We start from the raw sequence: 21,394 nt of genomic DNA, 5'->3' as shown, positions 1-21,394 counted from the left end.
TCAACGATGGCGGACGCCAAGGTCATTCCGTTCGACGACGACCGGTCCCGCGGAGGCGCCGTACAGCGGCCGCCGCGGCGCCGGAGCACGGCGAGCCGGCGCAAGAACGGTGAGGGCGGGCCGGTCGGCGAGGTCCAGCCCCTGCCGGGACGGTCTCTCGCGCAGGATGATGTCCCTGTGACCCCTGAGGAAGAGCCGGCCCCGCAGACCCCGGACGACGGCGGTCTGGAGCGGCGCGTCGCGAGCGGCCTGGCCTTCCTGCGCCGGCGCCTCACCGGGGACTACGAGGTCGACGACTTCGGATACGACGAGGAGCTGACCGACCAGGTCCTGATGTCCCTGCTGCGGCCGGTGTACGAGAAGTACTTCCGGGTCGACGTGAAGGGCGTGGAGAACATCCCGGCCGACGGCGGCGCGCTGATCGTCGCCAACCACTCCGGGACGCTGCCGCTGGACGGCCTGATGATGCAGGTCGCCGTGCACGACCACCATCCCGCGGGACGCCATCTGCGGCTGCTGGCCGCCGACCTGGTGTTCATGCTGCCGGTGGTCAACGAGCTCGCCCGCAAGCTCGGGCACACGCTGGCCTGCGCGGAGGACGCCGACCGGCTGCTCGGGCAGGGCGAGTTGGTCGGGGTGATGCCGGAGGGCTTCAAGGGCATCGGCAAGCCCTTCGGGGAGCGGTACAAGCTGCAGCGCTTCGGCCGGGGCGGTTTCGTGTCCACGGCGCTGCGCCGCCGTACTCCGATCATCCCGTGCTCGATCGTCGGGGCCGAGGAGATCTACCCGATGATCGGCAACGCGAAGACGCTGGCCCGGGTGCTGGGCATCCCGTACTTCCCGCTGACGCCGACCTTCCCGTGGCTGGGTCCGCTGGGCGCGATCCCGCTGCCGACGAAGTGGACGATCCAGTTCGGCGAGCCGATCCACACCGACGGCTATCCGCCGGAGGCGGCCGAGGACCCGATGCTGATGTTCAACCTCACCGACCAGGTCAGGGAGCAGATCCAGCACACGCTCTACAAACTGCTGGTGCAGCGCCGGTCCGTCTTCTTCTGACGTTCTGGCGGACGCGCACACGAACAGGCGCGTACGCGACGATGGGGCACCCTCCGTGGAAGGGGTGCCCCATCGTCGTACGCGCTGCTTGTGGGGGCGCTAGTCGGCGTCCTCGCCCTCGATGCCCAGGCCGGGCAGGAGGCCCGGGAGCAGCGGCGGGAGCGTGACCGCCGGGCCGCCCGCCGGGGCGGACGCGGACGGGGAGGCGCCGGAGCCTCCGGTGGCCTTGGGCGGGTCGAGCAGGCCGCCCGTGTTCCCGCCGAGCAGGCCCTCGTCCTCGCCGGCGGAGCCCTCGGCCGACTTGCTGGGGCTGCTGGTGCGGTGGCCGCCCTCGGCGGCGCCGCTGCCGCCGGCGCTGGGGCGGGCCGACTTGTCGGCGCCGGACGGGCCGGTGGAGGACGAGCCGGAGCCGCCCCGGCCCTTGCCGTCGCCGCCGTCCTGCGTGGGCGGCGGGAGCAGGGACTGGAGCGGGGCGACGTCTTCGTCTATGGCGTCGAAGACGGACGACACCCGCTCGCTGACGTCGCCGAGCTGGAGGGGGAGCCGCTCGCGCATGCTGCCCCAGGTGGCGCGGTGGGAGCGGGAGAACGCGGAGAGGGCCTGGATGGGGCCCAGGGACTCGGGGTCGCGCTCGTACGCCTCGCGCAGCAGCCGGTGCCCCTCGGAGGCGTCGTGCTGCATGCCGGACAGGGCGCGGCGGATCTCGGCGAGCGACTCGTGGTCGTACTGGCCGCCGCGGCCGCGCTCCATCAGGCGGCGGGCCTCACTCAGCCGGGTGGAGGCCTGGTCGAGGTAGACGCGTCCGCGTTCGTCCTCGCCGTCGGCCAGGACGTTGAGCTTGAAGTCCTCGATGCCGCGTTTGAGGCCGTAGAGGGAGTCGCCGGGCAGGGCGTCGCCGCTGGCGGCGGCCACTCCGCCGAAGGCTCCGGCCGCGACTCCGACGCTGAGTCCGCCGGCGGTGAGGCCCTTGGCGAGGCGTGAGCGCGGGCGGAGCCTGCTCATCGGGGTGGCCCGGTGGGCCCCGCGTGCCCGGTCGGACCGCTGCCCGGGCAGGGCGGGGCCCGCCTCGCCCGCCGCGGTGCCCTCTTGGAGCATGGCCTCCATCGCGGCCACGAGCTGGGCTCGCTGCACGACCTTGACCTCGGGGTCGAGCACGGGCTTGGGCAGCTCGCCGAGACCCGTGGCCAGGGCCAACAGGCGCCCGTGCTCGGTCTGTTCCGCAGCAGCCGGTGCCGGTGCCCCGGGCTGCTCGGCCTGCTCGGCCGCCGTGCCCCGGTCGGTCGACTCCTCCAGGGCCTGGGCGAAGGCGCTCGCCCGCCGGTGCGCCGATACGTTCGCGATCACTGGCGGCACCTCCTCTCGTCATGACGGTCGACTCCCCAGGGGGTCCTGAGGGTTGCACCCCCTGATCGAATCCACACGATCGGGTGATCGAAGTGGATCAGGGAGTGACCACAGGGAGCCTGCATCCCGCACAACGAGTGGCGCGGCACTTGGGTTACGGACGGAGAATGAACGAGCCGCGAAGTCAACGGACTTTCACCGTGGGTGAGTTGGGGATTGCGGAGAGTGTCGGCGCGGTAAGGGGGACGCGGTCAGCGCGCGTCGTCCGGGAGGAGCCGGGCGAGGGTGCGGACGGCCCGGTACTGGAGGGTCTTGATGGCGCCCTCGTTCTTGCCCATGACGCGGGCGGTCTCCGCGACGGAGAGGCCCTGGAGGAAGCGGAGGGTGACGCACTCCTGCTGCTGCGGGTTGAGCCGCCGGACGGCCTCCAGCAGCGCGGCGTTGGAGAGCGATTCGAGGACGGAGTCCTCGGGGGAGCGCTCGACCTCGTTCGCGTCGAGCATCTCGCCGGTGGTCACCTCCAGCCGGAAGCGGCTGGACTTGAAGTGGTCGGCGACCAGGTTGCGGGCGATGGTGACGAGCCAGGCGCCGAAGTCCCGGCCCTGCCAGGTGAAGGTGCCGATGCGGCGCAGGGCCCGCAGAAAGGTCTCGCTGGTGAGGTCCTCGGCGGTGGCCTTCCCTCCGACCCGGTAGTAGATGTAGCGGTACACGGTGTCGCTGTACTGGTCGTAGAGCCGGCCGAACGCGTCGGCCTCGCCGGCCTGCGCGCGTTCCACCAGGTCCATCATGCGCGCGCTGTCGCTGTCGGCGGCGGGCCGGCGGGCGGTCGTCGCGCCGGTCGAGCGCCCCCGTCTGCCGACGGCGGCGCTCCCCTCGGCGAGCGCGTAGCACGGGCCTACGGGTGCGGCGGTTACGGCGAGGGCGGGGACGGCGTACGCGGTGGGGACGAAACCGCGCAACAGGTCGAGGACCGTCGCGCGGAGCGTAGCCAGGCCCGAGGCGTCAACCCCGACGTGTGGGTACACGGGACTCCCAGAGGCAGAGCTTCCATCACGTGCAGTACGGGACCGTTCACCCGTCGTAGCGACGGAGAGGTACCGGAATGCGTCTGAGGAGAATAACGCTTCGTGCAGGCACTGCTACGCCCAGTTGCTCAAATCACCGATTGCGTCTCTTCTGTAACCGATTGACGCCCGATCAAGTGCCACAGAGTGACCGTTTGTTGATCGAGTCCGTCCGTGTTCCGGCTGACAACGGGGCGTCTTGTGGCCGTGTGCAGCCAACGTGACTGGACAGACGGGTGCCTGGGTAGGAAGGCGGATCGGCCCGCGGGCCGGGCGTGTGCCAGGGAGCTCCGGCAGTTCGCTAGCGCCGGCGCCGGTGCAGGGCGATCGCGGCCGCCGTGCCCCCGGCCACCGCGCCGACGCCCGCCGCCGCGGGGATGCCGACCTTCGCCGCCTTGCGGCCCGTGCGGTAGTCGCGCAGCCGCCAGTCGAGCTTGCGGGCGTGCTTGCGCAGCTTGGCGTCGGGGTTGATCGCGTAGGGGTGCCCGACCAGGGAGAGCATCGGGATGTCGTTGTGCGAGTCGCTGTACGCGGCGCACCGCGACAGGTCCAGGCCCTCCGCCAGGGCGAGGGCGCGGACGGCCTCCGCCTTCGCCGGGCCGTGCAGGGGCTCGCCGACGAGCTTGCCGGTGTAGACGCCGTCGATCGACTCCGCGACCGTGCCGAGGGCGCCGGTCAGGCCGAGGCGGCGGGCGATCACCGTGGCGATCTCCACCGGTGCCGCCGTGACGAGCCACACCTTCTGGCCCGCGTCGAGGTGGGCCTGGGCGAGGGCGCGGGTGCCGGGCCAGATGCGCTCGGCCATGTACTCGTCGTAGATCTCCTCGCCGATCGACTGGAGTTCGGCGACGCGGTGGCCCTTGACGATCGACAGCGCCGAGTCGCGGGCCTCCTGCATGTGCTCGGGGTCCTCGACGCCGGCCAGCCGGAACCACGCCTGCTGCCAGGCGAACCGGGCCAGCTCGCGCGTCTCGAAGAACTTGCGCTTGTACAGGCCCCGCCCGAAGTGGAAGAGGGCGGCGCCCTGCATCACCGTGTTGTCCAGGTCGAAGAACGCGGCGGCCCGGTCGTCGCCGAGCACCGGGAACTCCGGTTCGGCGGCGGAGACCTCCGCGACCTCCTGCGAGGACTTGCGCGCTGCCTCCGCCGAGGCCTCGCCAGCCAACACGCTCCGCGCCGTGGCGGGGCGCCTACGGGGAGTGAGCCATCCAAGAGCGGCCATGTCCGTGAGCATAGCCATTCTGTTCGGAGGCCCTGGAGCCGCGACGTTCAAAAGCTGTGAACTCTCCGCGACCGCGCAGTTAAAGGGCGTGGTCGGACATCGGTGCCGGAGCGCGGGACAATGGCCGACATGAGCCCGCTCTTCCGTCGTACTCAGGCCAAGCCTCCGCAGGACCGGCTCGTCACCCTCATCGGCAAACCCGACTGCCATCTGTGTGATGACGCACAGAGTGTGGTGGAGCGGGTGTGCGCCGAGGCGGGCGTGCCGTGGGAGTGGAAGGACATCACCCAGGACCCGCGGCTGCACGACCAGTACTGGGAGCAGATCCCCGTGGTCCTCGTCGACGGGGAGCAGCACACGTTCTGGCGCGTGGACGGGGATCGCCTCCGCAAAGCACTGACCGGGTAGTCCAAAGTTCTCCGGAAACGGCTTAGGATCGACGGCGAAGTGGTCTCGGGGGCGGGGATCGTCGAGGAGAGTGTGCGGTTTTGCCCCCAGGAGCAGAGGAACGGTGGTGCGTATGCGCCGGTTCCAGATCAGCGCGCCGGGCGTGCGTGAGCCCGGTCACGTTGGGCGGGCAAATCGGACACCATCTTTGTGCACGCGTTCACAAAGACATAGCCTGCATTCGACGGGGCGGTCATGTAGGGACGTGTGACCGCCTACAGCCCCGCTCTACCCGCAGGAGCACCGTGGCAACTGGCCGAACTCACCGACCGGCGACCCGCAGCCGAGGGATTCCCGAGGCCACCGTCGCCCGGCTTCCGCTGTACCTCCGAGCCCTGACCGCACTGTCGGAGCGCTCGGTCCCCACGGTCTCCTCCGAGGAGCTCGCGGCCGCGGCGGGGGTCAACTCCGCGAAGCTGCGCAAGGACTTCTCCTACCTCGGCTCCTACGGGACCCGTGGCGTGGGGTACGACGTCGAGTATCTCGTGTACCAGATCTCCCGTGAGCTCGGGCTCACCCAGGACTGGCCGGTAGTGATCGTCGGCATCGGAAACCTGGGTGCCGCCCTCGCCAACTACGGCGGGTTCGCCTCCCGCGGCTTCCGGGTCGCCGCGCTCATCGACGCCGACCCCGCGATGGCGGGCAAGCCCGTCGCCGGCATCCCCGTGCAGCACTCCGACGACCTGGAGCGGATCATCCAGGACAACGGCGTGTCCATCGGGGTCATCGCCACCCCGGCCGGCGCCGCCCAGGCCGTGTGCGACCGCCTCGTGGCCGCCGGCGTCACCTCCATCCTGAACTTCGCGCCGACCGTGCTGTCCGTGCCGGACGGCGTCGACGTGCGCAAGGTCGACCTCTCCATCGAGCTGCAGATCCTCGCCTTCCACGAGCAGCGCAAGGCCGGCGAGGAGGCCGCCTCCGACGGCGGTGCCCGGACCGCCGCCGCGCGCGGCGACTCCGCCGACCAGGGACCCGACGGGGACGTACCCGCCGTGATGCCGGCATGAGTCTGCTCGTCGTCGGGCTGAGCCACCGCAGCGCCCCCGTCAGCGTCCTGGAGCGCGCCGCGCTGAGCGCGGACGCCCAGGTCAAGCTGGTCCAGGACACGGTCGCCGCCGAGCCGGCCACCGAGGCCGCGGTGCTCGCCACCTGCAACCGCATCGAGCTGTACGCCGACGTGGACAAGTTCCACGCCGGTGTCGCCGAGCTGTCCACGCTGCTCGCCCAGCACAGCGGGGTGGGCCTCGAGGAGCTCACGCCCTACCTGTACGTCCACTACGAGGACCGGGCCGTCCACCACCTCTTCTCGGTGGCCTGCGGGCTGGACTCCATGGTCGTCGGCGAGGGCCAGATCCTCGGCCAGATCAAGGACTCCCTGGCCAAGGCGCAGGACCTGCACAGCGCCGGGCGGCTGCTGAACGACCTGTTCCAGCAGGCCCTGCGGGTCGGCAAGCGCGCCCACTCCGAGACCGGCATCGACCGCGCCGGGCAGTCCCTGGTCACCTTCGGCCTGGAGCAGCTCGCCGACGGCGCGGACGTCGCCGTCTGGGCGCGCGGCAAGAAGGCCCTGGTCATCGGGGCGGGCTCGATGTCCTCCCTGGCCGCGGCGACCCTCGCGCGGGCCGGCGTCGGCGAGATCGTCGTCGCCAACCGCACCCGGGAGCGCGCCGAGCGCCTCGCCGAGATCCTCACCGACGGCACCCACGTGCCGGCCCGCGCGGTACCGATGGACGCGGTGCCGGTCGAGCTGACACGTGCCGACGTCGTCGTGTCCTGCACCGGCGCCACCGGCCTCGTCCTGACCGCCGAGGACGTCGTCGGCGCGGTCGAGGGCCGCACCGGCCGGCCGGCCGCCTTCGACGGCACCGGGCGTACGGCGCCCGCGCCCCGCACGGAGGCCGACGGCACCGACGTGCCGCGGACCCCGCTGCCGCCCTCCGGGGTCGGCACCGACGAGGAGTGCCCGCTGGACCTCGCCGCGGTGCAGGGAGGTTTCTCCGTGCACGGCGAGGCCGCCGTCGCCGGCATGGACGCGGCCACCCTGGAGCAGCACGCGGCCTGGGCGGCCGGCGGCGCCGTCGACCGCCGCGAGGCGACCCGCCGCAGCCCCGAGGCCGACGCAGAACTGATCACCGCGCTCGCCGCGACCGCGGCCACCGTCGGCCGCATCCCCGAGCGCCGCAGGCCCGAACCGGTCGCCGAGACGCCCCGCCGGGCCCCCGTGCTCGCGCTCCTCGACCTCGCCATGCCGCGGGACATCGACGCCGCCGTGCACCGGCTCACCGGAGTGCGGCTGGTGGACATCGAGTCGCTGGCGGAGGCCTCGGCCGACGCCCCCATGGCGGCCGACGTCGACCAGGTCCGCCGTATCGTCGCCGACGAGGTCACCGCCTTCGGGGCGGCGCAGCGGGCCGCGCACATCACGCCGACCGTCGTCGCCCTGCGCACGATGGCCGCGGACGTCGTGGCCGGCGAGATCGCCCGCCTGGAGGGCCGACTGCCCGGTCTGGACGACAAGCACCGCAGCGAGATCACGCAGACCGTGCGGCGCGTGGTCGACAAGCTGCTGCACGCCCCGACCGTACGGGTCAAGCAGCTCGCCGCGGAGCCCGGCGGCGCCGGGTACGCGGACGCCCTGCGGACCCTGTTCGACCTCGACCAGGAGACGGTGGCCTCCGTCTCCCGGGCCGAGGACAGCACCGAGAAGAACCGAGGCCCACGATGACTCAGCAGCCACTACGGCTCGGCACCCGGCGCAGCAAGCTCGCCATGGCCCAGTCCGGGCAGGTCGCGGACACCGTGCGCCAGGTGACCGGACGCCCCGTCGAACTCGTCGAGATCACCACGTACGGTGACGTCTCGCGCGAGGCCCTGTCGCAGATCGGCGGCACGGGTGTGTTCGTCACCGCGCTGCGCGACGCCCTGCTGCGCGGGGAGGTGGACTTCGCGGTGCACTCCCTGAAGGACCTGCCGACCACCCAGCCCGAGGAGCTGGTCCTGGCGGCGGTCCCCGAGCGCGAGGACCCGCGCGACGTCCTCGTCGCGCGGCACGAGCTCAAGCTCACCGACCTGCCGCGCGGCGCCCGCATCGGCACGGGCTCGGCCCGCCGGGCCGCCCAGCTCAACGCGTACGCCCGCGGCCACGGCCTCGACATCGAGACGGTCCCGATCCGCGGCAACGTCGACACCCGCATCCGGTACGTGCACGACGGCGAGCTGGACGCGGTCGTCCTGGCCGCGGCCGGCCTGAGCCGCATCGGCCGCCTCGACGAGGTGACCGACTTCCTGTCGGTCGACACGGTTTTGCCCGCCCCCGGCCAGGGGGCCCTGGCGATCGAGTGCACCGCGGACAACGCGGACCTCATCGCCGCGCTCGGCGAGCTCGACGACCCCTTCACCCGGGTCGCCGTCACCGCCGAGCGGTCCCTGCTCGCCGCCCTGGAAGCCGGTTGCTCCGCCCCTGTGGGCGCGCTGGCCGACCTTCCCCCGCTCACGGCTCCGCTGGAGCGCGGGAACCCCCAGGCCGAACGGCAGATTGTCAAGGAAATGCGCCTGCGCGGCGCCGTCGGTACTCCCGACGGCACGCGGACGGTGCAGCTGTCCACCACCGGTCCCGTGCCCGAGACGCACGACCAAGCGCTGGCGCTCGGTCGCGAACTCGCCACCGAGATGCTTGCCCAGGGCGCGGCCGGTCTGATGGGGGAGCGAGCACAGTGAGCCCCACCACCCTTCCCGCCGGCCTCGATCACGGGCACGTCACCTTCCTGGGTGCCGGACCCGGGGATCCGGGGCTGCTGACTCTGCGCGCCGTCGAGGCGCTGGCGCACGCGGACGTCCTCGTCGCCGAGCACGAGGTGCTCGACGTCGTACGTCAGCACGCCAGGCAGGGCGTCGCCGAAGTGCACACGGACACGGGCCCCGACGGGGACACCGTCCCGGGCACAGGCACGCCCCAGCTGGCCGTGGTTGACGGTGCGTCAACGACCGCTGCGCTACCCGCGGTGCGGGATGCCGCACATCTTGTCATGGAGGCCGCGCGGGGCGGCAGGCGGGTCGTGCGTGCGGTGTCCGGGGACCCCGGGCTCGACACGTACGCCGCCGACGAGATGCTGGCCTGCGCCGCGGCCGGCGTGCCGTTCGAGGTCGTGCCCGGTGTCGCCACGGCCGTCGGCGTGCCCGCGTACGCCGGTGTGCCGCTGCGGGACGCGCAGGGCACGGACGTCCGGTTCGTCGACGCGCGCACCGCGACCGACCGGTGCTGGACCGAGGTGGGCGCGTCGGACGGGACCGTCGTCGTGTCGACGACCCTCGACAGCGTGGCCGCCGCGGCCGGTGAGCTGGTGTCGGCCGGGCGCAAGCCCGACACCCCGCTCACGGTGACCGTCGCCGGCACCACCACCCGGCAGCGGACGTGGACCGCGACCCTCGGGACGATCGCCCAGACGCTGAAGCAGGCCAAGGTGCTGCCCTCGCCCGAGGGCGGCCGGCCGGTGATAGCCGTGGTCGGCGAGCGTTCCGCGGCCGCCCAGCGCGACCAGTTGTCCTGGTTCGAGTCCAAGCCGCTGTTCGGCTGGCGGGTGCTCGTGCCGAGGACGAAGGAGCAGGCGGCCTCGCTCTCCGACCAGCTGCGCTCCTACGGGGCCGTGCCGCACGAGGTGCCGACGATCGCCGTCGAACCCCCGCGCACGCCCCAGCAGATGGAACGGGCCGTCAAGGGCCTCGTCACCGGCCGCTACGAGTGGATCGCGTTCACCTCGGTCAACGCGGTCAAGGCGGTCCGGGAGAAGTTCGAGGAGTACGGGCTCGACGCCCGCGCCTTCGCCGGGATCAAGGTCGCGGCGGTGGGCGAGCAGACCGCGAAGGCGCTGATCGCCTTCGGCGTGAAGCCGGACCTCGTACCGAGCGGCGAGCAGTCGGCCGCGGGCCTGCTGGAGGACTGGCCGCCCTACGACCCGGTCTTCGACCCGATCGACCGCGTCTTCCTGCCCCGCGCCGACATCGCCACGGAGACCCTCGTCGCCGGGCTGATCGAGCTGGGCTGGGAGGTCGACGACGTCACGGCCTACCGGACCGTACGGGCCTCGCCGCCGCCGGCGGAGACCCGCGAGGCGATCAAGGGCGGCGGCTTCGACGCCGTGCTCTTCACGTCGTCCTCCACGGTCCGCAACCTGGTCGGTATCGCGGGCAAGCCGCACAACGTGACGGTGATCGCCTGTATCGGCCCGGCCACGGCCAAGACCGCCGAGGAGCACGGCCTGCGGGTGGACGTGATGGCTCCCGAGCCGTCGGTGCACAAGCTGGCGGAGGCGCTGGCCGACTTCGGCGCGCGGCGCCGTGCGGCCGCGCTCGACGCGGGCGACCCGGTGACCCGGCCGAGCGAGCGGCGGCCCGGGGCGCGCAGACGCCGGTCGACGACCTGACCGTGAGAGACGGCCCGCACCTGGGTTTCCCGGGTGCGGGCCGTTCGCGTTCCCTCCGTCAGCGCCGGGGGGCGGTGGCGTACGGCAGGAAGGCCGTCCAGGTGGTGGGGGTGAGGGTGAGGCGGGGGCCGTCGGGGTCCTTGGAGTCGCGGACGAGTATGCGGTCGGGGGTGGGGGCGACTTCGACGCAGTCGGGGCCGCTGGACGTGCTGTAACTGCTCTTTATCCACTCCAGCTTCATGTCTCTCCCAGCACTATCTCGATGAGGGCCACCGACTCCCGTGGGCTGAGAGCCTGCGCCCGGATGATTCCATACTGGATGTCCAGGAGCTGCACCTCTTTCGGCTCCGTGATCACTCGGCTGATGTGGGCCACCTCGACATGGCCGGCCGCGGTGCCGTCCCGGAGCCTCAGCAACCTGAATGAGCCGTCGAGCCCCGAGTTCTCCTCGCGGCCCAGGGGCAGAACCTGGAGGTCGACGTTGCGGAACATGGCGACTTCCAGCAGTCGTTCGAGTTGCCCACGCATCACCATCCTGCCTCCGATGGGCCGACGAAGCGTCGACTCGCACTGGACGAAACTGAAGGCGGCCCGGCCCGCCCTGTCGTCGACGATCTCCTGCCGCGCCACACGGGCCGCGATCTGCTGCTCCAACTGGTCGCTGGTGAAGGGCGGTCGGCGGGCGCTGAGCACCGCCCGTGCGTACGCCTCGGTCTGCAACAGCCCATGAATGACCGAGTTGTTGTACGCGGCGAGCTCCACCGCCTCCGCCTCCAGCCTCTTCAGGTCCCGCACCCTCTTCGGGTACCGGACCTCCGCCACGTCCCGCTTCATCGCGGCGATCTTCCCGCCCGCACCCAGGGCCCGGTCCGCCGCGTCCAGGTACTCCGGCCGGGGAATGCGGCGGCCGCGCTCCACCGCGGAGACCAGTTCCTCGCCGTACCCCATGGCCGCCGCCAGCTCCGCCTGGGTGAGCCCCGCCGCCTCCCGCCACACCTTCAACTGCCGTGCGACCGTGCGCATGACGGCCCCGGCCTCCTCGTCGTCCAGCCCCGTCTCCCAGCCGCTCATGCCATCACCCCTTCCCCGGACCAACTCGGTGCCGGTGCGCGGGTCACCCCGGACGGCCCGGACAGAGGCCGGACAGATCCGCTCGCACCGGAGCCTGGAAACACGTCGTGCGGCGATGCGCGGAGCGGGGCCGCGGGCGGTAAAAGACCAAAGAACCCAGGGAAAAAACCAACCAACCAAACCAAACCCGGCATCCGTCACTCGGGCGGGTGAATGTGGTCGGTCCGGCTGGTGCGGCGGGCCTTCGAGCGTGCAGGCTCAGCCCGAGGCGGTCGAGGCATATGCGCCGGACGAACGCCCTCATGACATCCACATATGCATCGGCCCCCGCCGGGACGGCAATCCCAGTGCGAGGGCCTGACCAACGAGGAAGAAGAGACCTTCCCCATGGCTGAGATGAAGCCTAACGCTGCCGTGCGCCCGAATCAGGAGCTTCGGCGGAGCGCCACCCACTCCGGTGTCACCCACGTACGCGCGTACCAGTCCGGGCAGTACGTCGTCGTCGGCAATCACCTCGCCCAGCACCGTCAGCTCTCGCTGACCGCCATCGGGCTCGCGACCCACATCTTCTCGGTGCCCGAGGGCACGCCGGTCGACATCCGCAGTCTCACCGAGCGCTTCCCCGAGGGGCGGGACCGGATCGCCTCCGCCCTGCGCGAGTTGGAGGAGCACGGCTACCTGCGCAGGGTCCGCGAACACACCGAGTCCGGTCGCCTGGTCACCCGCACGTACGCCCACCACGCTCCGGTGACGGCGGCGGCCGTCACGCCGCTGCGTGTGGCGGAGCGTCCCCAGGCCCGTCGCCGGGCCGTCGAGCGTCAACCGGTGGCACGCGGGGACGTGCGGGCCGCTCCCGAGGAGGGCGACCAAGCCCCTCCCCGCCAGACGCCCCCGGCCGAAGCACCACCCGTGGAGCCGTCGGCACCCCGTGACCCCCGGCACGACAGGGCCGCCGCCCTCCTCGCCGGTCTGCGTCGCGCGGACGACCGCCTGATCCTCTCCCGCCGGGATGTCGACCGGCTGACGCCGGCCGTCACCGCGTGGCTCGACAACGGAGTGTCGGCCGTCATGATCCAGCATGCGCTGACCGACAACCTCCCGATCGACCTCAGGAACCCGGCGAGGCTGATCGGCTACCGGCTCGATGCCCTGCTGCCGGTGGCGCTGCCGCCCCGTCCCGCGCCCTCGCCGCCGCTCGCGGACGGCAGAAGGGATCGCCCCCTGCCCCTGCAGACCTGCGACGGCTGCGAACGGGCCTTCCGCGCCGCCCATCCCGGCCGCTGCCGGGACTGCCGGTCCGTCGCCTTGCCCGCACCACCGCAGGTGGCGTGAGCGGGGTCAGCGGCAGAGCGCCTCGATGTCCTCGGCGAAGGTCGGGAACTCGGCGCGGGCCTCGTCCACGACGACCTGGGCCGGGCGGCGGGGCGTCGTCGCGTGGCGTTCGGCGAGGGCGGTGAGGGCCGCATCCGGGCGGGGCTCCCCGACCCCGAACTGCACGGCCTCCATGGGGCCGCAGCCGTCGGCCAGCATCCACAGGAAGTCCGAGAGGTTCCCGGCGACGACGCCGACCTCGCCCTCCGAGCCCATGAACACCACGGGCTGCTCGGCGAGGGGGCGGCCTGGGCGCACGAGCCACAGGGCCGCGAGGCCGCCCGTCCCGTCCTGCCCGAACACCCGGTAGGCGGCGCCGTCGAGTTCACCGTTCCCCGTCCACTGGCGCAGCCAGCCGGTGGTCTCCTCGGCCGATTCGAAGGCGTCGTAGGGCTCGAAGTCGATGCCCTCGCCGTCGGCGTAGTCGATCTCCGTGCGCGCCAGTTCCGCGAGGGGCGCGGGGAGGGTGCGGTCGTCTTCTGTCGTCGTCCGGTCCACGCGTGCACGGTAGGGGCCGGGACTGACAACGGGCCCCCCGGGGCCGACTGTGCGTCGGCAAAGGCAGGTGTGGGGCGGGCGTAGCGTAGAGGTATGACGACGTACGGATCCTTCCCCGGTACTCGGCCGCGGCGTCTGCGGACCACCCCCGCCATGCGGCGCATGGTCGCCGAGACCCGGCTGCACCCCGCCGACCTCATCCTCCCGGCCTTCGTGCGGGAGGGCGTCAGTGAGCCGGTGCCGATCGAGGCGATGCCCGGCGTCGTCCAGCACACGCGGGACAGCCTGAAGAAGGCCGCCGCGGAGGCCGTCGCGGCCGGTGTGTCCGGGATCATGCTGTTCGGCGTGCCGGAGGAGAGCAAGAAGGACGCCGTCGGCACGGCGGGCACCGATCCGGACGGCATCCTCCAGGTCGCCCTGCGGGACGTGCGGGCCGAGGTCGGCGACGACCTGCTCGTCATGTCCGACCTGTGCCTGGACGAGACCACCGACCACGGGCACTGCGGGGTCCTCGACGAGCACGGGCGGGTCGACAACGACGCCACCCTGGAGCGGTACGCCGAGATGGCGCAGGTCCAGGCCGACGCCGGTGCCCATGTCGTCGGGCCCAGCGGGATGATGGACGGGCAGATCGGTGTCATCCGCGACGCGCTCGACCAGATCGGGCGCGAGGACGTCGCCATCCTGGCCTACACCGTCAAGTACGCCTCCGCGTTCTACGGCCCCTTCCGGGAGGCCGTCGGCTCGTCCCTCAAGGGCGACCGCAAGACGTACCAGCAGGACCCGGCGAACGTCCGGGAGTCCCTGCGCGAGCTGGCGCTCGACCTGGAGGAGGGCGCCGACATGGTGATGGTCAAGCCGGCCGGGCCCTACCTCGACATCCTGGCGCGGGTCTCCGACGCGGTGGACGTGCCGGTGGCGGCCTATCAGATCTCCGGCGAGTACTCGATGATCGAGGCCGCCGCCGAGAAGGGCTGGATCGACCGCGACCGGGCCATCATGGAGTCGCTGACCGGTATCCGGCGCGCGGGCGCGCGGAACATCCTCACCTACTGGGCGACGGAGGTCGCGCAGAAGCTCGGCCGTCAGTAGCGGAGTTCCGCGACGGCCCGCTGTCGGCCGCCGCCTTCGACGGTCCCTCGTCGCGCAGGCCCTTGCCGTCCTCGCACGCGGTGAGCGTGAGGGCGGCGACCGCCACCAGCGTGGCGGCGCCCAGCCGGGCGCGGAAGCGTGGGGGGTGTGCGGACATGTGCGGCCCTCTCCCTGAGTACGAGTACGGGCTGAGTACGGGGTGACTGCGGGGTGGGATCGTGCCCAGCCTGCTCGATCGCCGGGGCCCGTCGCCACCCCGTGTGGGAAACCTGGGACGCCTGAGGTCGGCGCACCTCTCCGACCTGCGGGGATGTGGAGGGTCGGGACGCGATCGTGGGACGGCGGGACGGCGGCGTCCGTATCGCGGAAAGGTCGTTGTACAGGGCACATGGATCTCTAGGCTGCCGGGCAGGGAAGCGCACCCGTCGCCTCAGCCGAAGGAGCCGTCCGATGACCGTCGCCGAGCCCGCGCCCGCAACCCACCGCACTCCGGCGGCCGTACCGCCGCTCGCGGCGCGGACCACCGCCGTCGGCGGATCGCCCGTCCGGGACATCCTCGCCGTCACCGCCCGGCCCGAGGTCATCAACTTCGCGGGCGGGCTGCCCGCGCCCGAGCTGTTCGACCGTCAGGCCGTCGCCGCCGCCTTCCAGTCCGTGCTGACCGAGGTGCCCGCGCAGGCGCTCCAGTACTCCACGACCGAGGGCGAGCCCGCTCTGCGCTCCGGGCTCGCCGCCCGGACGACCGCGCAGGGCCTGGCCACGGACGCCGACGACGTCCTCGTGACGACCGGCTCCCAGCAGGGTCTGTCCCTCCTGGCGACCGCCCTGCTGGAACCCGGCGACACCGTGCTCGTCGAAGAGCCCTGCTATCTGGCGGCACTTCAGGCGTTCGGGCTCGCCGGGGCGCGGATCGTGGCCGTGCCCGGCGACGCGGACGGCGTGGATCCCGACGCGCTGGAGGAACTCGTCGCCCGGGAGCGGCCCAAGCTCCTCTACACCGTGCCCACCTTCCAGAACCCGACCGGCCGGACCCTGCCCCCCGACCGCCGGGCCGCCGTCGCCCGGGTCGCCGCGCGGCGCGGACTGTGGATCGTCGAGGACGACCCGTACGGCGAACTGCGCTACGAGGGCGAGCGCGTGCCCTGGATCGCCTCGTACCCGGGCGCCGAGGACCGCACCGCGCTGCTCGGCTCCTTCTCCAAGGTGATGGCGCCGGGGCTGCGGCTGGGCTGGCTGCGCGCCCCGGCCGCGCTGCGCAGGGCGTGCGCGGTCGCCAAGCAGGCCGCCGACCTGCACACCCCGACCGTCAACCAGCTCGTCGCCGCCCGCTGCCTGCCCGGTCTCGACACCCATGTGGCCGGGGTCCGCGAGGTCTACCACGTCCGCCGCGACGCCCTGCTGGCCGGGCTGCCGGACGCGCTCCCGGAGGGCTCCCTCTGGCAGCGGCCCGAGGGCGGCATGTTCGTCTGGGTCCGGCTGCCCGCGTCGTACGACACCACCGCGCTGCTGCCCCGGGTGGTGCGGCACGACGTGGCCTACGTCCCCGGGGCGCCCTTCTACGCCGGGGAGCCGGACCGGTCCACGCTGCGGCTGTGCTTCGTGACGCAGACGCCCGAGGAGATCGCGGAGGGGCTGCGGCGGCTGGGGGAGGGGCTCCTCTCCTGAGTCCGGAGGCCGGGGGTCAGTCCCACCAGAAGGACCAGGCCGGCTGCCCCAGCACGCGGGTCTCGGCGTAGGCGCGCACGCTCGGGTCGCCGCTCTGCAGGATGTTGTCCGGGCAGAACGCGAAGTGCTCGGCGGCGACGGCCTCCGCCTCGGCCGGGGTGAGCGGGGGCGCCGCGACGGAGACCAGCAGGTGGTCGAAGCCCAGCGCCACCACGCGTATGCCGAAGCGGTCCTCCCAGGAGCGGAGCACCGCGCACAGGCGCGCGGTGTCGCCCTCGTGGTTCACCGGGCCCGACCAGCCGATCGCCGCCGGGATGTCCGCGCTGCGGCGGGCCGGGACGAGGGCCAGCCGGGGGTCCTCCAGCAGGCCGCCGCTCTCCACCAGCTCGTCCACGAGGGTCATCGCCACCGCGTCCGGGTCCTGCGGCGAGTCCGGATCGGGGTCGGCGGCGGTGGCCTCGGTCAGGCCGGGCCAGTCCTGGCCGGTCTCCCCGGCGGCGTACTCCTCCCACAGGTCCGCCAGCACCTTGTCGGCGTCATGGTCCCCCGGGTACGACATCGCGTCGGGCGCCAGCTCCCACTCCTGCGGGCCGCCCTGCCCGCCGCCCGCGTCGACGACGACCGGCAGCAGCCCGGCGGACCGCCGGGCCGGGGCCAGCTCGGCCCAGTCGCCGGGCGCGGCCGGCGCGTCCGCGAGCCACAGCAGCGGCTCGGGCGAGACGCCCTGGTGGGTGGCGTCGACGAGCCGCCCGGGCGGGAGTCGGAGACCGAGAACGGCCCCGGTGGGGTCGCTCATGAGCTTCGGCAGCGGGTTGGGAAGAGTCGCCATGCCGGTGACTGTAGGGGGCGGCACTGACAACTCACCGCGCGATACGGCTGTCGAAGCACTCCTCGCCGCCGCCCGAGGCCGGGTCGAAGCAGGCCCGGACGACGCTGCCCGGCGTGGCCGCGGTCATGGGCGTGTAGACGTAGGATTCCGCGTCGACGCCGTCCTCGATGCGCACGCCGCGCACCCGGCCCTCCGCCGCCCCGGCGCCCGGGGCCGCCGACATCTCCAGCCGGTCGCCGATCCGCGTCCCCCACATCCGGGCCCAACTCGTCCCGCACTCCTGGCTGTAGCGCAGCTCCAGCCAGGCGCCGGTCGCCGTCCGGTACGCGGCGAGGGTCTGCGGCGCGCCCGCGCACTCCATGTGCATGGGGCTCTTGCCCTCGCAGACCGCGCCCTGGCAACGCGGCCTGGTCGTGGACGGCGCCGGCGAGGCCCCCGGCCCGCCGTCCTGGCCCGGCAGCAGCAGGGCCACCGCGGCGACGGCCCCGAGGATCACGGCGGACACCGCCGCGAGCACGGCGGCGAGGGTCGCCCGGCGGTGCGCGGAGTCCTGCTCCAGCAGGGTCCGTTCCTGGGCGGGAGCAGGCGCGGGTTCCGGCGGCGGGGCGGGCTCCGCGCGCTCCGCCGCCCGGCCGCTGCCCTCCGACTCCGCGATCTCCCACAGCGCCAGGCAGCGCCCCTCCGGCTCCCCGGCGAGACGGCACAGCTCCCGTACCGCCTCGCGCGGGGGCAGCGTCCGGCCGTTGAGGTAGCGGTCCCAGGACGACTTGCTGAACGTGGTCTTGCCGGCCAGACCGGCCAGGCTCAGCCCGGTCCGGTCCTTGAACTCCCGCAGCGCGGACGCCAGCCGGGCCCGTTCCGGTGACGGTGTCGGTGACGGCGCCGTCATCCCCGTAGCGCCTTCCAGGTGTGCGGACCGACGATGCCGTCCACCACGAGACCGTCCCGCCGCTGCAGGTCCTCGACCGCTCGCCGCGTCACCGGACCGAAGATCCCGTCGACGGCGCCCGGGGTGAGACCGGCCCGGCGCAGCAGGCACTGCGCCTCGGCGACGTCCGGCCCCGCGTGGCCCTGGGCCAGGATGGCGTCCCGGGTGCGGCTGAGTCCCGCGTACCAGCGGCCGTCGAAGCGTTCGAGGCGGCAGGTGTAGAGCGGTGCCGTGGGCGAGGGGGGCGCCGACGACGGCACGTCGGTCGCCACGAGCGTCGCCGGCGGCCCGTCCTGCTCTCGGCCGCTCAGCCGTACGGCGAGCAGCACGGTCGTGGAGAGCGCCAGCACCAGCGCCACGGCCCCCGCCACCAGGGCGACCCGCGCCGAACGGCCGGGCGGGGGCGGGCCATCGGCGTCGTCCTGCGCCACGAGCGGTTCGGGCGGACCGGCGCGTCCCCTGCGCCACGCCTCCGCCGCCACCTCGCGCAGCGCGAGCAGCCGCGTCGGATCCTCCCCGACCGCCCGCGCCAGCGCCTCGACGGCCTCCCCGGGCGGCAGCGAACGGCCGCTCAGATACCGCTCCCAGGACTTCTGGCTGTACCCGGTGCGTGCCGCGAGCTGCCGCAGACTCAGCCCGCTGTGGTCCTTCACACGGCGCGTGCACACCACGAACCGGCGTACACGCGGATCCAGTTCCGCGGGCAGCGCTGCCCAACGCGACATGTTCCCCCCATTCGCGTTCACGGTGTGGGCCCGCGGTCCGTGGTCAGTGGCCCCCGCGCCCCCCGCCGCATTCTGCATCAGCAACCACGGCCCGCACCGAAAGCCGGTTCCGGCAGCGGTGGCGATTCGGCCACCGCCCGGCCCCGGGCGTCCCGCCGTGACGTCCCGCGGGGCGGCGTCCGCGCAGGTCGGCGGGTGGGACGTCCCACGGCGACGTCACTTCGGCGGAGACCGTGGCACCCGGTCCGGGGCAGCCCACAGGCTCGTATCGCCAGCCAGGCGGCACCGGCCGCCACCCGACCGAGATCGAGAGGGACACGTATGCGACCGAATGTCTGGACCAGGACCCTCGTCAGCGTCACCGCCGTCGCCGGCCTCGCCGCCGGCAGCCTCGCGACCGCCGGGACGAGCTTCGCGGCGCCGGACAAGCAGCCGGCGGTGAGCTCCGAGGTCAGTGTCCTCGCGGTGAACAACCTCGGACTGAGCACGGCCGAGGCGAAGAAGGTCCAGAGCTGGCTCAAGGAGTACTGGGGCTACACCGATTCGATCGACGGACAGCTCGGCACCAACAGCTGGAAGGCGTTCCAGCGCTGCCTCAAGCAGTACTGGGGCTACACCGACTCGATCGACGGCGTCGTCGGGCCGAACACCATCAAGGCGCTCCAGCGGCTGCTCAGGAACTACGGCTACACCGGAGCCATCGACGGGATCGCCGGGTCCGGGACCAAGGCGGCGTTCAAGCGGTTCGCCAACGCCTGACGACACGCCGGCTCTTCACGCACGCGGCCCGTCCTGCTCCGCATCGGAGAGGACGGGCCGCGTGCCTGCGTGCGTGCGCCGGGCTCAGAGACGCTCGGGCGTCCGGATGCCCAGCAGGGCCATGCCCCGGTGCAGGGTGCGGGCCGTCAGGTCGCACAGGAACAGGCGGTTCTCCACCTGCGCGGACGTCTCGGCCTTCAGCACCGGGCACTTGTCGTAGAACGTCGTGTACAGCGACGCCAGCTGGTACAGGTACGCGGCCACCTTGTGCGGGGCGTACTCCGCCGCCGCCTCGAAGACCGTGTCGCCGAACGCGTCCAGGTGCAGGCCCAGCGCGCGCTCCGCCGGGTGCAGCTCCAGCTCGGGGTGGGCGGCGGGCCCGACGTCACCGGCCTTGCGCAGGATCGACTGGATCCGGGCGTAGGCGTACTGGAGGTAGACGGACGTGTCGCCGTTCAGCGACACCATCTGGTCCAGGTCGAACTTGTAGTCCCGGTTGGGGGACGTGGACAGGTCGGCGTACTTCACCGCGCCGATGCCCACCTGCGCGGCCCGCTCCTGGATCTCGTCCTCGGTGAGGTCCTGGGCCTTCTCCCGGACGACCTCGGCGGCCCGCTGCACCGCCTCGTCCAGCAGGTCCTCCAGCCGTACGGTCTCGCCCTCACGCGTCTTGAACGGCTTGCCGTCCGCGCCGAGCACGGTGCCGTAGCCCATGTTGTGCGCGGTGACGTCGTCGCCCAGCCAGCCGGCCCGCCGGGCCGTCTCGAAGACCATCTTGAAGTGCAGCGACTGACGGACGTCCACCACGTACAGCAGCGTCGTCGCGTGCAGGTCCTGCACCCTGTTGCGGATCGCCGTCAGGTCGGAGGCCGCGTAGCCGAAGCCGCCGTCCGCCTTCTGCACGATCAGCGGGACCGGCTGGTCGTCCTTGCCCCGGATGTCGTCGAAGAACACGACGAGCGCGCCCTCGGAGCGCACCGCGACACCCATCTCCTCCAGGAGGCGGGCCGTCTCCGGCATGCCGTCGTTGTACGCGGACTCGCCGACGATCTCCTCGTCGCGGATCTCCATGTCCAGCTTCTCGAAGACCGAGTAGAAGTAGACCTTCGACTCGTCCACGAACTGCTGCCAGAGCTCCAGGGTCTCCTTGTCGCCGGACTGCAGGGCGACGACCCGCTTGCGGGCCCGCTCCTTGAAGTCGTCGTCGGCGTCGAAGAGCGCCCGCGAGGCCTTGTAGACGCGGTTGAGGTTCGACATGGCCTCCTGGCCGTCGACCTCCGACGGCGGCGCCAGCTCGCCCGGGTGCTCCATCAGGTACTGGATGAGCATGCCGAACTGCGTGCCCCAGTCGCCGATGTGGTGCCGGCCGATCGTCTTCTCGCCGGTGAAGTCGAGCATGCCCCGCAGGGCGTCGCCGATCACGGCGGAGCGCAGGTGGCCGACGTGCATCTCCTTGGCCACGTTCGGCTGGGCGTAGTCGATGACCGTGACACCGGGCCCGGCCTTGGGCGCCACGCCGAGCCGGTCGCCGTCGGCGTACCGCGCGGCCAGGTTCTCGGTGATGGCGCGGTCCGCGAGCGTGATGTTGAGGAAGCCGGGGCCGGAGACCTCGACGTCCTGGATCACGTCACCGGTGGTGATGCCCGCCACGACCTGGCCGGCCAGCTCCCTGGGGTTCGACTTGGCCTTCTTGGCGAGGGCGAGGATGCCGTTCGCCTGGTAGTCCGCCCGGTCGCTGCGTCGGAGCAGCGGGTCGACGTCGGTCGCCTCCGGCAGGGTGGCCGAGAGGGCGGACGTGAGCTGCTGCTCGACAGAAGCGCTGAGGGGCGTGACCGAGGCCATGGGATGGGATGCCGTTCTCCTCGTGGGACGGATAGACCCAGCCAGTATCCCATGGGTG

Annotated in this window: 20 protein-coding genes; 10 read left to right on the top strand and 10 right to left on the bottom strand. The window is 72.7% G+C overall.

The annotated features are described in order from the left end of the window. Positions 1 to 6 precede the first annotated feature (6 nt). Positions 7 to 1,059, top strand: coding sequence for a lysophospholipid acyltransferase family protein (locus ACFV46_RS04310; protein ID WP_376728892.1), 1,053 nt, complete (start codon positions 7 to 9; stop codon positions 1,057 to 1,059). A 99-nt stretch (positions 1,060 to 1,158) separates the two neighbouring features. Here the strand turns inward: ACFV46_RS04310 and ACFV46_RS04305 are convergent, their stop codons facing one another. From ACFV46_RS04305 to ACFV46_RS04295, 3 genes are all read right to left on the bottom strand, one after another. Continuing rightward, positions 1,159 to 2,403 carry a DUF5667 domain-containing protein gene (locus tag ACFV46_RS04305; protein WP_385496965.1) on the bottom strand — a complete coding sequence of 415 codons (1,245 nt, stop codon included), beginning with the start codon at positions 2,401 to 2,403 and terminating at the stop codon, positions 1,159 to 1,161. A 251-nt stretch (positions 2,404 to 2,654) separates the two neighbouring features. Next, the gene (locus ACFV46_RS04300; RefSeq protein WP_361348708.1) at positions 2,655 to 3,428 is read right to left on the bottom strand and encodes an ECF subfamily RNA polymerase sigma factor, BldN family; all 774 of its coding nucleotides are present in this window, start codon (positions 3,426 to 3,428) and stop codon (positions 2,655 to 2,657) included. Between the two features lie 340 nt (positions 3,429 to 3,768). After that, on the bottom strand, positions 3,769 to 4,689 hold the full coding sequence (locus tag ACFV46_RS04295) for an HAD-IB family hydrolase (protein WP_361925397.1): 921 nt from the start codon (positions 4,687 to 4,689) through the stop codon (positions 3,769 to 3,771). 120 nt (positions 4,690 to 4,809) lie between these two features. Here ACFV46_RS04295 and ACFV46_RS04290 point away from each other — a divergent pair, with 120 nt between their 5' ends. The 5 genes from ACFV46_RS04290 (at position 4,810) to ACFV46_RS04270 (ending at position 10,556) form a co-directional block, all read left to right on the top strand. Next, positions 4,810 to 5,097 carry a glutaredoxin family protein gene (locus ACFV46_RS04290; protein WP_151785268.1) on the top strand — a complete coding sequence of 96 codons (288 nt, stop codon included), beginning with the start codon at positions 4,810 to 4,812 and terminating at the stop codon, positions 5,095 to 5,097. A gap of 284 nt (positions 5,098 to 5,381) precedes the next feature. Continuing rightward, positions 5,382 to 6,143, top strand: coding sequence for a redox-sensing transcriptional repressor Rex (locus tag ACFV46_RS04285; RefSeq protein WP_361925399.1), 762 nt, complete (start codon positions 5,382 to 5,384; stop codon positions 6,141 to 6,143). Beyond that, positions 6,140 to 7,861 carry a glutamyl-tRNA reductase gene (locus tag ACFV46_RS04280; protein WP_385496964.1) on the top strand — a complete coding sequence of 574 codons (1,722 nt, stop codon included), beginning with the start codon at positions 6,140 to 6,142 and terminating at the stop codon, positions 7,859 to 7,861. Before ACFV46_RS04285 ends, ACFV46_RS04280 begins: the two co-directional genes overlap by 4 nt. Then, positions 7,858 to 8,853 carry a hydroxymethylbilane synthase gene (hemC, locus tag ACFV46_RS04275; protein WP_361925403.1) on the top strand — a complete coding sequence of 332 codons (996 nt, stop codon included), beginning with the start codon at positions 7,858 to 7,860 and terminating at the stop codon, positions 8,851 to 8,853. The genes ACFV46_RS04280 and hemC overlap by 4 nt, the downstream gene beginning before the upstream one ends. Further along, positions 8,850 to 10,556: a uroporphyrinogen-III synthase gene (locus tag ACFV46_RS04270; RefSeq protein ID WP_361925404.1), complete on the top strand. Its 1,707-nt coding sequence runs from the start codon at positions 8,850 to 8,852 to the stop codon at positions 10,554 to 10,556. Before hemC ends, ACFV46_RS04270 begins: the two co-directional genes overlap by 4 nt. 58 nt (positions 10,557 to 10,614) lie before the next feature. Here ACFV46_RS04270 and ACFV46_RS04265 read toward each other — a convergent pair whose 3' ends face one another. Continuing rightward, positions 10,615 to 10,797, bottom strand: coding sequence for a DUF397 domain-containing protein (locus ACFV46_RS04265; RefSeq protein ID WP_385496963.1), 183 nt, complete (start codon positions 10,795 to 10,797; stop codon positions 10,615 to 10,617). Continuing rightward, complete coding sequence (locus ACFV46_RS04260) at positions 10,794 to 11,627, bottom strand: helix-turn-helix transcriptional regulator (RefSeq protein ID WP_385496960.1); 834 nt, start codon at positions 11,625 to 11,627, stop codon at positions 10,794 to 10,796. The genes ACFV46_RS04265 and ACFV46_RS04260 overlap by 4 nt, the downstream gene beginning before the upstream one ends. 387 nt (positions 11,628 to 12,014) lie before the next feature. On the opposite strand from ACFV46_RS04260, the gene ACFV46_RS04255 reads away from it, so the two are divergent. Then, a complete protein-coding gene (locus tag ACFV46_RS04255; RefSeq protein WP_385496959.1) occupies positions 12,015 to 12,959 on the top strand; it encodes a helix-turn-helix domain-containing protein in 945 nt (314 codons plus the stop codon). Between the two features lie 6 nt (positions 12,960 to 12,965). Here the strand turns inward: ACFV46_RS04255 and ACFV46_RS04250 are convergent, their stop codons facing one another. Further along, positions 12,966 to 13,496: an SMI1/KNR4 family protein gene (locus ACFV46_RS04250; RefSeq protein ID WP_361925411.1), complete on the bottom strand. Its 531-nt coding sequence runs from the start codon at positions 13,494 to 13,496 to the stop codon at positions 12,966 to 12,968. A gap of 93 nt (positions 13,497 to 13,589) precedes the next feature. On the opposite strand from ACFV46_RS04250, the gene hemB reads away from it, so the two are divergent. Further along, a complete protein-coding gene (gene hemB, locus ACFV46_RS04245) occupies positions 13,590 to 14,588 on the top strand; it encodes a porphobilinogen synthase (RefSeq protein WP_361925412.1) in 999 nt (332 codons plus the stop codon). Between the two features lie 450 nt (positions 14,589 to 15,038). Continuing rightward, positions 15,039 to 16,253, top strand: a complete 1,215-nt coding sequence (locus ACFV46_RS04240; protein WP_385496957.1) for a PLP-dependent aminotransferase family protein — start codon at positions 15,039 to 15,041, stop codon at positions 16,251 to 16,253. 16 nt (positions 16,254 to 16,269) lie between these two features. On the opposite strand, the gene ACFV46_RS04235 is transcribed toward ACFV46_RS04240, so the two are convergent. From ACFV46_RS04235 to ACFV46_RS04225, 3 genes are read right to left on the bottom strand one after another with little or no spacing between them, the layout of a single operon-like run. Beyond that, the gene (locus ACFV46_RS04235; RefSeq protein WP_385496956.1) at positions 16,270 to 17,082 is read right to left on the bottom strand and encodes a DUF4253 domain-containing protein; all 813 of its coding nucleotides are present in this window, start codon (positions 17,080 to 17,082) and stop codon (positions 16,270 to 16,272) included. Positions 17,083 to 17,113: 31 nt separating this feature from the next. Next, a complete protein-coding gene (locus ACFV46_RS04230) occupies positions 17,114 to 17,971 on the bottom strand; it encodes a DUF2690 domain-containing protein (protein WP_385496955.1) in 858 nt (285 codons plus the stop codon). After that, positions 17,968 to 18,735 carry a peptidoglycan-binding protein gene (locus ACFV46_RS04225; RefSeq protein WP_385496954.1) on the bottom strand — a complete coding sequence of 256 codons (768 nt, stop codon included), beginning with the start codon at positions 18,733 to 18,735 and terminating at the stop codon, positions 17,968 to 17,970. The genes ACFV46_RS04230 and ACFV46_RS04225 overlap by 4 nt, the downstream gene beginning before the upstream one ends. Positions 18,736 to 19,056: 321 nt before the next feature. Between ACFV46_RS04225 and ACFV46_RS04220 the strand changes: the two genes are divergently transcribed. Continuing rightward, on the top strand, positions 19,057 to 19,494 hold the full coding sequence (locus ACFV46_RS04220; RefSeq protein WP_361925421.1) for a peptidoglycan-binding protein: 438 nt from the start codon (positions 19,057 to 19,059) through the stop codon (positions 19,492 to 19,494). A gap of 84 nt (positions 19,495 to 19,578) precedes the next feature. Here ACFV46_RS04220 and argS read toward each other — a convergent pair whose 3' ends face one another. Continuing rightward, complete coding sequence (argS, locus tag ACFV46_RS04215) at positions 19,579 to 21,336, bottom strand: arginine--tRNA ligase (RefSeq protein WP_385496952.1); 1,758 nt, start codon at positions 21,334 to 21,336, stop codon at positions 19,579 to 19,581. Positions 21,337 to 21,394: the final 58 nt, after the last annotated feature.

This window comes from Streptomyces sp. NPDC059852 (assembly GCF_042731455.1).
Lineage (GTDB): Bacteria > Actinomycetota > Actinomycetes > Streptomycetales > Streptomycetaceae > Streptomyces.
The sequence above is the reverse complement of the archived record's forward strand: the minus strand, read 5'-3'. Positions and strand labels throughout refer to the sequence as shown.